This window comes from Pseudogulbenkiania subflava DSM 22618, from assembly GCF_900177275.1.
Classification (GTDB): domain Bacteria; phylum Pseudomonadota; class Gammaproteobacteria; order Burkholderiales; family Chromobacteriaceae; genus Pseudogulbenkiania; species Pseudogulbenkiania subflava.
Window position 1 is genome coordinate 164,936 of record NZ_FXAG01000008.1, and the last position, 10,057, is coordinate 174,992.

At 64.7% G+C, this 10,057-nt stretch carries 11 protein-coding genes; 9 read left to right on the forward strand and 2 right to left on the reverse strand.

Annotated elements, in window-relative coordinates; translation table 11 throughout:
- Positions 1-101: 101 nt before the first annotated feature.
- Together B9N72_RS09645 and B9N72_RS09650 are read left to right on the forward strand one after the other, a co-directional pair.
- Positions 102-1,016: a prephenate dehydrogenase gene (locus B9N72_RS09645; RefSeq protein WP_085276188.1), complete on the forward strand. Its 915-nt coding sequence runs from the start codon at positions 102-104 to the stop codon at positions 1,014-1,016.
- Positions 1,013-1,459 (forward strand): YaiI/YqxD family protein, encoded by a 447-nt coding sequence (locus B9N72_RS09650; RefSeq protein WP_085276189.1) that lies wholly within the window; start codon positions 1,013-1,015, stop codon positions 1,457-1,459. Before B9N72_RS09645 ends, B9N72_RS09650 begins: the two co-directional genes overlap by 4 nt.
- Here the strand turns inward: B9N72_RS09650 and B9N72_RS09655 are convergent.
- Both B9N72_RS09655 and aroA read right to left on the reverse strand, forming a co-directional pair.
- Positions 1,456-1,914, reverse strand: a complete 459-nt coding sequence (locus B9N72_RS09655) for a pyrophosphohydrolase domain-containing protein (protein WP_234985935.1) — start codon at positions 1,912-1,914, stop codon at positions 1,456-1,458. The genes B9N72_RS09650 and B9N72_RS09655 overlap by 4 nt on opposite strands.
- A gap of 96 nt (positions 1,915-2,010) precedes the next feature.
- Positions 2,011-3,300, reverse strand: a complete 1,290-nt coding sequence (gene aroA, locus B9N72_RS09660) for a 3-phosphoshikimate 1-carboxyvinyltransferase (RefSeq protein WP_085276190.1) — start codon at positions 3,298-3,300, stop codon at positions 2,011-2,013.
- Between the two features lie 316 nt (positions 3,301-3,616).
- Here aroA and cmk point away from each other — a divergent pair, with 316 nt between their 5' ends.
- The 7 genes from cmk to B9N72_RS09695 form a co-directional block, all read left to right on the forward strand.
- Positions 3,617-4,285, forward strand: a complete 669-nt coding sequence (cmk, locus tag B9N72_RS09665; RefSeq protein ID WP_085276191.1) for a (d)CMP kinase — start codon at positions 3,617-3,619, stop codon at positions 4,283-4,285.
- Between the two features lie 91 nt (positions 4,286-4,376).
- Positions 4,377-6,080: a 30S ribosomal protein S1 gene (gene rpsA / locus B9N72_RS09670; protein WP_234985936.1), complete on the forward strand. Its 1,704-nt coding sequence runs from the start codon at positions 4,377-4,379 to the stop codon at positions 6,078-6,080.
- Between the two features lie 7 nt (positions 6,081-6,087).
- Positions 6,088-6,402, forward strand: coding sequence for an integration host factor subunit beta (locus B9N72_RS09675; protein ID WP_085276193.1), 315 nt, complete (start codon positions 6,088-6,090; stop codon positions 6,400-6,402).
- 145 nt (positions 6,403-6,547) lie between these two features.
- Positions 6,548-6,841 (forward strand): lipopolysaccharide assembly protein LapA domain-containing protein, encoded by a 294-nt coding sequence (locus B9N72_RS09680; RefSeq protein ID WP_085276194.1) that lies wholly within the window; start codon positions 6,548-6,550, stop codon positions 6,839-6,841.
- A gap of 71 nt (positions 6,842-6,912) precedes the next feature.
- The gene (lapB, locus tag B9N72_RS09685; RefSeq protein ID WP_200810923.1) at positions 6,913-8,073 is read left to right on the forward strand and encodes a lipopolysaccharide assembly protein LapB; all 1,161 of its coding nucleotides are present in this window, start codon (positions 6,913-6,915) and stop codon (positions 8,071-8,073) included.
- Positions 8,074-8,295: 222 nt separating this feature from the next.
- The gene (pyrF, locus tag B9N72_RS09690) at positions 8,296-9,042 is read left to right on the forward strand and encodes an orotidine-5'-phosphate decarboxylase (protein WP_085276196.1); all 747 of its coding nucleotides are present in this window, start codon (positions 8,296-8,298) and stop codon (positions 9,040-9,042) included.
- Positions 9,039-10,057 (forward strand): UDP-glucose dehydrogenase family protein (locus B9N72_RS09695; RefSeq protein ID WP_085276197.1); only part of this gene is annotated, 1,019 nt, incomplete at its 3' end. The genes pyrF and B9N72_RS09695, both read left to right, overlap by 4 nt.

A 10,057-nucleotide genomic window follows, 5' to 3' on the forward strand; every position in this document is an offset into this window, starting at 1 on the left:
GGCAGCCGCCCGGCAAAATCGCTTATGATAGACCCTTTACCATAGTTCACACGCCGCGCCGGCCTGCCGGAGCGGTCTTGCCGGGTTGAAGGGGATTAACGGTGCAGCAAGGCATCAAGACCTTGGTGGTGGTCGGAGTCGGTCTGATCGGCGGCTCGTTTGCGCTGGCGCTCAAGCGTGCCGGCCTGGTGGAGCGCGTGATCGGTGTCGGCCGCACGCTGGAGAACCTGCAGCGCGCCCTGCAGCTGGGCGTGGTGGACGAGATCAGCCAGGACATTGCCGCCGCAGTGAGGCAGGCGGACATGGTGCTGCTCGCCACCCCGGTCGGGCAGATGGGCGCACTGCTGGCGGCCATGGCCGACACCTTGCCGGCACACACCATCGTCACCGACGCCGGCAGCACCAAGAGCGACGTGGTCGCGCTGTTCCGCCAGCACCTGCCGCGGCACTTGGCGCGTTGCGTGCCGGCGCACCCGATCGCCGGCTCCGATCTGTCCGGAGCCGTCGCCGCCCAGTACGGCCTGTACGAAAACCGCAAGGTGGTGCTGGCGCCGCTGGCCGAAACCGGTGCCGACGCCAGCGAGCTGGTGAGCCGCCTGTGGCAGGCCTGCGGAGCCAAGGTGCACATGATGAGCGCCGCCGAGCATGACGCGGTGTTCGCCGCCGTCAGCCACCTGCCGCATCTCTTGGCCTTTGCCTACGTCGACATGATCGCCGGCAAGGACGACGCCGCACGCTGCTTCGACTTCGCTGCCACCGGCTTTCGCGACTTCACTCGCATCGCCGGCAGCCACCCGGAAATGTGGCGCGACATCAGCCTGGCCAACCGTGAGGCGCTGCTGGCCGAACTGGACGACTACCGTGTCGCGCTCGACCGCCTGCATGCCCTGCTGGCGGCGGGCGACGGCGCGGGCCTGGCCGAGGTATTCGATACCGCGCGCGCGGCACGCGTGGCGTGGAATCAGCGCTTCATGCGCCAGGGGCAGGCCATGCTGGAGAAAGGGCCGCAACGATGACGATCTGGGTGGATGCCGACGCCTGTCCGGCGGTGGTCAAGGATATCCTGTACCGTGCCGCGGAGCGTACCGCCACGGCGCTGGTGCTGGTGGCCAACCGCTGGCTCGCCACGCCACCGTCGCCGCACATCCGCGCGGTGCAGGTGGCGGCCGGCTTCGACGTGGCCGACAACTACATCGCGCAGCAGGTGCAGGCCGGCGACCTGGTGGTGACGGCGGACATTCCCTTGGCGGCCCAGGTGGTGGAGCGCGGCGCGCTCGCGCTCAACCCGCGCGGCGAGTTGTACAGCGACGCCAGCATCCGCGAGGCGCTGGCCTTGCGCAACTTCATGACCGAGCTGCGCGACAGCGGCGTCGCCACCGGCGGCCCGGCCCCCTTCGGCCAACGTGAACGCCAGGCCTTCGCCGCCCAACTCGACCGCCTGCTGGCAAGGCGCCGCTAGCGTTCCTGCGGCAGGGCGGCGCGGATCACGCCTTCCTTGTCGGCCGGCTGCCAGCCGTCCGGCTTCAGAATCTTGCCGTCGGCACGCCGCCGCACTTCGCCGTCGACGCATTTGCGCAGATTGGCGGCGTGGATTTCCCGCGCCATCTCGGCCACCGGCAGCCCCTGCGACAGCAACAGCCCGGTCATCACGTTCATCACGTCCACCCCTTCGGCGGCGAGCTCCGCCATGCGCCGCACGCGTTCTGCCTCGTCCACACCGGCCAGGGCCTTGTACTCGGCGAGCGCCTGCCAGAATTCGGCCAGTTCCTCGCGTAGCATGGTTTCCCATAACGTCAGGTCGGCCGGCTGCGGCGTCGGCTGGGCAGGCGGGGTCAGGTCGAAGCGCTGCATGAACTCGCGGCGCAGGGCGAAGAAGTCGGTCATGGCGGTGAGGAGGCTGGTCTTGATCAACATATTGTCATTGATTTGCCTTTTGATAACAACATAAGGTGTTTTGACATGAAAAAAGCGCCCGCGGGCGGGCGCTTTGCTGTGCCGACGGGGAGGCGCTCAGCGCGTCAGCGAGGCCAGCACCTCGAAGTAATCGGGGAAGGTCTTGGCGACGCACTTGGGGTCGTTGATGACCACCGGGGTGCCCATCAGCGCCACCAGCGAGAAACACATCGCCATGCGGTGGTCGTCGTAGGTGTCGATCTCAGCGTTGGGCGTCAGCGCCGCCGGCGGGGTGATGCGGATGTAGTCGCGGCCTTCCTCCACCGTGGCGCCGACCTTGCGTAGTTCGGTCGCCATCGCCGACAGGCGGTCGGTTTCCTTGACGCGCCAGCTTTCCACGTTGCGGATGGTGGTGGTGCCGCCGGCCGCCAGCGCCGCCACGGCGATGGTCATCGCGGCGTCCGGGATGTGGTTGAGGTCGACGTCCAGTGCCTTGAGGCCGCCGGCCGGGGCGCTGGCCTCGATCCAGTTGTCGCCCATGCTGATGGTCGCACCCATCTGGCGCAGCGTGTCGGCGAACTTCACGTCGCCCTGGATACTGTCGCGGCCAACGCCTTCCACTCGCACCGGCCCGCCGGCGATCGCCCCGGCAGCAAGGAAGTACGAGGCGCTGGAAGCGTCACCCTCGACGTGGATCTCGCCCGGCGAGAGGTAGCTCTGCCCGGCGGCGATGGTGAAGCGCTGCCAGCCCTGGCGCTCGACCTTGACGCCGAAGCGCGCCATCAGGTTCAGCGTGATCTCGATATAGGGTTTGGAGATCAGCTCGCCGACCACCTCGATGGTCACAGCCTCGCCGGTCAGCGGCAGCGCCATCAACAGCGCGGTGAGGAACTGGCTCGACACGTTGCCCTTGACCGGGATCACCCGGCCGGCGTCGATCGTCGCCGGCGCGATCGCCAGCGGCGGGAAGCCCGCGTTGCCGAGGTAACGGATGTCGGCGCCGGCCACGCGCAGCGCGTCGACCAGGTCGCCGATCGGCCGCTCGTGCATGCGCGCCACGCCGGAGAGCTGGTACTCGCCCTGCATCAGCGCCAGCGCCGCGGTCAGCGGGCGGAAGGCGGTGCCGGCGTTGCCCAGGAACAATTCGGCCTGTTTCACCGGAAACGCCCCGCCCACGCCGTGTACCACGAAGTCGCGGCTGTTGCCGACCTGCTCGATGGTCACGCCCAGCAGGCGCAGCGCGCCCAGCATGTGGCGGATATCATCGGAGTCGAGCAACTCGCGTACCAGCGTCTTGCCCTGGGCCAGTGCGGCCAGCAGCAGGGTGCGGTTCGATATGCTCTTGGAGCCGGGCAGGCGGATGGTGCCCGACAGGCGGGGGGAGGGCGAAAGAAGCAGCTGTTCCATGGAGTCGGATTCTTGAACGGTTCGGTCTGGGTCATCGCGGCACGACACCAGATCGCACCGCCTTTGGCTCTCCACTGTACCTGTGTGGCTGCTGTCTAGGCAAACCTGGCCTGTACGTCAGGCAGCGCTCATCGGGGCGGTGCGGAAGACCTCGTTGACACCGCGAGTGCCCGGTCGCTTCTTCCTGCCCGCTCGTGGCCGGACGGCGTGTGGCTCGCCGCGCTATTCCCAGGCCCCGGGGCCGCGCCGGCTGAGCTAGAATGAACCCTTTTTCCGGTTCGCTTCGGCCAACCCCATTGCTCAGGTTTTTCTCGACATGACCGTACCCGTCATCACCATCGATGGACCCTCCGCCTCCGGCAAGGGCACCGTGGCCGCCCTGGTGGCCGACCAGCTCGGATTCCACTATCTCGATTCCGGCTCGCTCTACCGGCTGGTAGCCTTGCTCGCCATCCGCCGCGGCATCCCCATGGAGGACGAGGCCGTGTTGGCCGAGGCGGCGCGCCAACTGCCGGTTGCCTTTGCCGATGGCACGGTCTGGCTCGACGGCGAAGACGCCGGCGACGCCATCCGCGGTGAGGAGGTGGGCATGGGGGCCTCGCGGGTCGGCGCACTGCCCGCGGTGCGGGCCGCGCTGCTCGAGCGCCAGCGCGCCTTCCGCCAGGAGCCCGGCCTGGTGACCGACGGCCGCGACATGGGGTCGGTAGTATTTCCCGCCGCCACGCTGAAGGTTTTTCTCACCGCCAGCGCCGACGAGCGCGCCAGCCGACGCTATAAGCAGTTGATCGGCAAGGGGGAATCTGCTAATCTCCAAAAGATTAAGCAGGACATAGTCGATCGTGATGCGCGCGATGCCGCCAGAGCGGTCGCTCCCCTGCGTCAGGAGCCGGATGCCACACTGCTTGATACCACTGAAATGACAATCGACCAAGCAGTCGATGCCGTCGTGCAGTGGTTCAAGGAGCGACAGGCCTCCGGCCTCTAATTTTTTTAGCACCCGTCTTTGCTGCAGTGCAAGGGCGGTATCTCAACCACTAACCCGCGTGCCGCAAGGCATGCACGTGTGAGTAATCTTAATGACTACCCTCGCTATGGAAAACTTCGCCCAGCTGTTCGAAGAAAGCCTCACCCTTCATGACATGCGCGTAGGCGAAGTGATCACGGCCGAAGTTGTTGGCCTTGATTCCAACTTTGTAACCGTGAACGCCGGCCTCAAGTCCGAGTCGCTGATTCCGGTTGAAGAATTCAAGGCCGATAGCGGCGTTATCGAAGTGGCTATCGGCGACTTCGTGACCGTGGCCATCGACGCGCTGGAAAACGGCTTCGGCGAAACCAAGCTGTCGCGCGAAAAAGCCAAGCGCCTGGCCGCCTGGATCGAGCTGGAAGAAGCCTTGGAAGCCGGCACCATCATGTCCGGCCTGATCAGCGGCAAGGTCAAGGGTGGTCTGACCGTCATGGTCAACGGCATCCGCGCCTTCCTGCCGGGCTCCCTGGTCGACGTACGTCCGGTGAAAGACACCACCCCGTACGAAGGCAAGCAGGTCGAGTTCAAGGTCATCAAGCTGGACCGCAAGCGCAACAACGTGGTGGTATCCCGCCGCGCCGTGCTGGAAGAAACCCTGGGCGAAGAGCGCAAGGCTCTGCTGGAAACCCTGTGCGAAGGCGCAGTGGTCAAGGGTATCGTCAAGAACATCACCGACTACGGTGCGTTCGTTGACCTGGGCGGCATCGACGGTCTGCTGCACATCACCGACCTGGCATGGCGCCGCGTCAAGCACCCGTCCGAAGTCCTCGCCGTGGGCGACGAAGTCGAAGCCAAGGTGCTCAAGTTCGACCAGGAAAAGAACCGCGTTTCGCTGGGCCTCAAGCAGCTGGGCGACGACCCGTGGGTTGGTCTGTCCCGTCGCTACCCGTCCGGTACCCGCCTGTTCGGCAAGGTGACCAACCTGACCGACTACGGTGCGTTCGTTGAAATCGAACAAGGTATCGAAGGTCTGGTGCACGTGTCCGAAATGGACTGGACCAACAAGAACGTACACCCGTCCAAGGTGGTTCAAGTTGGCGACGAAGTCGAAGTCATGATCCTCGAGATCGACGAAGACCGCCGTCGTATCAGCCTCGGCATGAAGCAGTGCATGGCCAACCCGTGGGACGATTTCGCTGCGACCTACAAGAAGGGCGACAAGCTGGTCGGCGCCATCAAGTCGATCACCGACTTCGGCGTGTTCGTGGGTCTGCCGGGCGGCATCGACGGCCTGGTTCACCTGTCCGACCTGTCCTGGAGCGAAGCTGGCGAAGAAGCCGTGCGCAAGTTCAAGAAGGGCGACGAGGTTGAAGCCGTTGTTCTGTCCATCGACGTGGAAAAAGAGCGTATCTCCCTGGGCATCAAGCAGCTCGAAGGCGATCCGTTCAACAACTACGTTGCCATGAACGACAAGGGCGCCCTGGTCAAGGGTACCGTGAAGTCGCTGGACGCCAAGGGCGCCGTGATTCAGCTGGACGGTGACGTCGAAGGCTACCTGCGTGCTTCCGAAGTATCCCGCGACCGCGTGGAAGACATCCGCACCCACCTGAAGGAAGGTGACGAAGTTGAGGCCGTGATCATTGCTGTCGATCGCAAGAGCCGCAACATCAGCCTGTCCATCAAGGCCAAGGATGCCCAGGAAGAAGGCGCTGCCCTGCGCTCCCTGGCTGCCAGCGATGCCAACGTCAGCGCTGGTACCACCAGCCTGGGCGCACTGCTGAAAGCCAAGCTGTCTTCGGGCAACAACGCTGAGTAATGGCATCATGACCAAATCTGAGCTGATTGCCAGGCTGGCGGAACGTCTTGCCGAGCGCAATTCTCAGTTGGTCTACAAGGATGCTGAGCTGGCCGTCAAGACCATTCTGGACGCGATGGCCGGCAGCCTGGCCACCGGGCAGCGCATCGAAATCCGCGGCTTCGGTAGTTTCGATCTGAACTACCGGCCGCCGCGGGTCGGGCGCAACCCGAAGTCGGGCAGCAGCGTCTCGGTTCCTGAGAAGTTTGTGCCGCATTTCAAGGCGGGCAAGGAACTGCGCGAACGGGTTGATCTCGCGCTGCTTGCCCAGGAGCAGGTCTGAAAGGCCTGCCCTTGCTGCCTTACCAGCCCAAGCAAAGCGCCGCTCATCGCGGCGCTTTTTCGTTGTCGCCTCCCGCGCGGCTTGGGTTGTGTCAGCCAATCGTTTAAACTTGCACTCCGGCTTACTCCTTACCCCGAGAAAAACCATGCGCTACGTGCTGCGTATCATCGAAGTTGTCCTCCTGGTGCTGCTGATCGCCGTGACGGTGCAGAACAGCCATCAGGTCGATTTCAAGCTGTTCTTCGGACAGGTCTGGAGCGCGCCGCTGATCGTGTTTCTGCTGGTGTTTTTCATTGCCGGAGCGGCAGTCGGCCTGTTGGCGACCTTGTCCTACTACCTGCGCCTGCGCCGCCAGCTGTCGCTGCTGAAAAAAGAATTGCGCAATCGACCGCCTTCGCCGCGCGTGGTGCACGACCCCAGCGACGCGTTGGCCGATTGAAGATTACCGTTGCAAGCTGCCGCCCCTCTGGGCGGCAGCGGTATTTTTGTCGTTGAAGTGAAAGGATGGCCTTGGAGCTCGATCTGTGGTGGTTGCTGCTGTTCCCCGCGTTTTTTGCACTGGGCTGGCTGGCGGCGCGCGTCGACATGCGTTCGGTGCTGAGGCAGGCAAAGGAAGTCCCGGCCGGTTTTTTTCGCGGCCTGGATGCCCTGGTGGAAGAAGACAGTGGCGCAGCGGTCAAGGCCCTGGCCGAAGTGGCTCGGCAGCAACCCGCCGTGCAGGAACTGCCGCTGACCTTGGGCAAGCTCTATCGCAAGCGTGGCGAGAATGACCGTGCCATCCGCTTGCATCAGCGGATGCTGGAATCCACCGATTTGCCGGCCGAACAACGCGACGCCGTGCGTTTCGAGCTGGCGCAGGACTTCCGCAAGGCCGGCCTGGTCGACCGTGCCGAAGAGATTTTGCTCAAACTGCTCAATGGCAATATGGGGCGCTCGGCGCGGCGTCAGCTGCTTGACATCTACCAACAGGACCGCGATTGGGAAAAGGCCATCGCCACAGCCAAGGAATTGCGCAACGACGCCCACTCCTACCAGCACGAGGTGGCGCAGTACCACTGCGAGCTGGCCCAGGGTGAGTTGTACAAGTCCAATTATGCCGAGGCACGCCGCCATGTGACCGAGGCGCTGGCGGCCAACCGCAAGTGCGTGCGCGCCAGCCTGATCCTGGGTGACATCGAATTCGCCGAATGCCGCCTGGAAGAGGCCATCGCCGCCTGGCAGGGCATCGAGAAACAGAATTTCGAATACCTGTCGATGGCCGCTGAGCGCTTGTTCGACGCGTATGAAAAACTTGGCAAGCCGAGCGAGGGGATTGCGTTGCTGCGGGGCTATCAGAAAACCTTCCCGCAATTGGAGCTGACCGATCTCTTGTATCAGAAGGTCGCCACCTACGAGGGGGAGGCGCGTGCCCTGGAAGCGGCGCGCGAGGCGGTGCATGCACGGCCCAGCCTGAACGGGGTGTACCGACTGATCGAGTCGCAGATGGACGGTTTGAGTCCGGAGGGCCGTGCCGATGCCGAGGTCATTCGTGCCCTGGTATCCAAACATGCACAGCGGCTCACCGTGCATCGCTGCAAATGCTGTAACTTCCGTTCGCGCGCCTTCTTCTGGCACTGCCCGGCCTGCGGCGAATGGGAGAGCTTCACCCCCAACCGTTCGGAGATTCACTAAACGCCCATTTCATTAGGCGGCTGCGCTTTTGCACCCCGCGTGCCGGCAGACTGTGTGCGAGTCCAGCGCTGAGCCAAGCTGAGATTGGCTCGCAAGGATGCGCCCAGCGAGGCGGAATACCCTGGTCCTTACGTGCCTTGGGTTTCTGTTCACTGACCGCTCTTCCGCTGCCTTGGCCCGCCCGCCTACTGAAACGGGCTTTAAATCGTTTCAGGAGTTTGTATGAATCCTCTGGTTTCGGCCAACCTGTCCGGAGCGCCTGTGTCTCCGGTCGTCGTCGCGCTGGATTTCGCCGACGCCAACAGCGCGCTCGCTTTTGCCGCTCGACTTGATCCCGCCGAATGCCGCGTCAAGGTGGGCAAGGAGCTGTTTACCGCGTCCGGCCGCGCGCTGGTGGAGAGCCTGGCCGCACGCGGCTTCCAGGTCTTCCTCGACCTCAAGTTCCACGACATTCCCAACACCGTGGCGCACGCCTGCAAGGTGGCGGCCGAGGCCGGGGTATGGATGGTCAACGTGCACGCTTCCGGTGGGCGCCGCATGATGACGGCGGCGCGCGAGGCGCTGGAACAGTACAGCCAACGCCCACTGTTGATCGCTGTCACCGTGCTCACCAGCATGGAGGCCGCCGACCTGGCCGAAATCGGCATCACCGTTCCGCCGCAAGAGCAGGTGCTGCGCCTGGCTCGCCTGACGCGCGACAGCGGTCTCGACGGCGTGGTGTGTTCGGCGCAGGAGGCCTCGCTGCTCAAGACTGAGTTGGGGACCGAATTCAAGCTGGTCACCCCGGGCATCCGCCTGCCCGACAGCGCCGCGGACGATCAACGCCGCGTGATGACGCCGACCGCCGCGCTCGCCGCCGGCGCCGACTACCTGGTGATCGGCCGTCCGATCACCAAAGCCGCCGAGCCGCTGGAGGTGCTATGCAAGATCAACCAGGATATCGCTCACTTCCGGACGACCCAAGCATGAAAATTACCGTTATCGGATCGGGCTACGTCGGCCTGGTCACCGGCACCTGCCTTGCCGAGGTCGGCAACGAGGTGTGCTGCCTCGATGTCGACCCGGCCAAGATCGCGCTGCTGCAGGCCGGCGGCATCCCGATCTACGAACCGGGTCTGGACGACATGGTGCACCGTAACGTCGCCGCCGGCCGTCTGCATTTCACCACCGATGTGGCCGAATCGGTCGCTTTCGGTGACATCCAGTTCATCGCCGTCGGCACCCCGCCGGACGAGGACGGTTCGGCCGACCTGCAATACGTGCTGGCCGCGGCGCGCAACATCGGCCGCTACATGGACGGCTACAAGGTCGTCGTCGACAAGTCCACGGTGCCGGTCGGCACCGCCGACAAGGTCAGAGCCGCGCTCGCCGAGGTGCTGGCCGAGCGTGACGTCCAGCTCGACTACAGCGTGGTGTCCAACCCGGAATTCCTCAAGGAAGGCGCGGCGATCGAGGACTTCATGAAGCCCGACCGCATCGTGGTCGGCGCCGAGGACGAGCGCGCCGTCGAGATGATGCGCCGTCTGTACGCGCCGTTCCAGCGCAATCATGAGCGCATCCTGTTCATGGACGTGCGTAGCGCCGAACTGACTAAGTACGCCGCCAACGCCATGCTGGCGACGCGCATCTCGTTCATGAACGAACTGGCCAACCTGGCCGAGACGCTGGGCGCCGATATCGAGTTGGTGCGCCGCGGCATCGGCTCCGACCCGCGCATCGGCTACCACTTCCTCTATCCGGGGGCCGGCTACGGCGGCTCGTGCTTCCCCAAGGACGTCAAGGCGCTGGTCAGCAGCGGCAAGGCCCACGGCCATACCTTGCGCGTGCTGGACGCCGTGGAAGCCGCCAACGACGCGCAGAAGCTGCGCCTGGTGGAGAAGGCTGTGGCGCGCTTCGGCGAGGACCTGTCCGGATGCCGCTTCGCGCTGTGGGGGCTGGCCTTCAAGCCCAACACCGACGACATGCGCGAGGCGCCGAGCCGGGT

Bases quoted from the DNA above. Each gene is read 5' to 3' on its own strand.
- B9N72_RS09650 (WP_085276189.1), top strand. From the start codon at position 1,013: ATGACGATCTGGGTGGATGCCGACGCCTGTCCGGCGGTGGTCAAGGAT.
- B9N72_RS09655 (WP_234985935.1), bottom strand. From the start codon at position 1,914: ATGTTGATCAAGACCAGCCTCCTCACCGCCATGACCGACTTCTTCGCC.
- aroA (WP_085276190.1), bottom strand. From the start codon at position 3,300: ATGGAACAGCTGCTTCTTTCGCCCTCCCCCCGCCTGTCGGGCACCATC.
- cmk (WP_085276191.1), top strand. From the start codon at position 3,617: ATGACCGTACCCGTCATCACCATCGATGGACCCTCCGCCTCCGGCAAG.
- rpsA (WP_234985936.1), top strand. From the start codon at position 4,377: ATGACTACCCTCGCTATGGAAAACTTCGCCCAGCTGTTCGAAGAAAGC.
- B9N72_RS09675 (WP_085276193.1), top strand. From the start codon at position 6,088: ATGACCAAATCTGAGCTGATTGCCAGGCTGGCGGAACGTCTTGCCGAG.
- B9N72_RS09680 (WP_085276194.1), top strand. From the start codon at position 6,548: ATGCGCTACGTGCTGCGTATCATCGAAGTTGTCCTCCTGGTGCTGCTG.
- pyrF (WP_085276196.1), top strand. From the start codon at position 8,296: ATGAATCCTCTGGTTTCGGCCAACCTGTCCGGAGCGCCTGTGTCTCCG.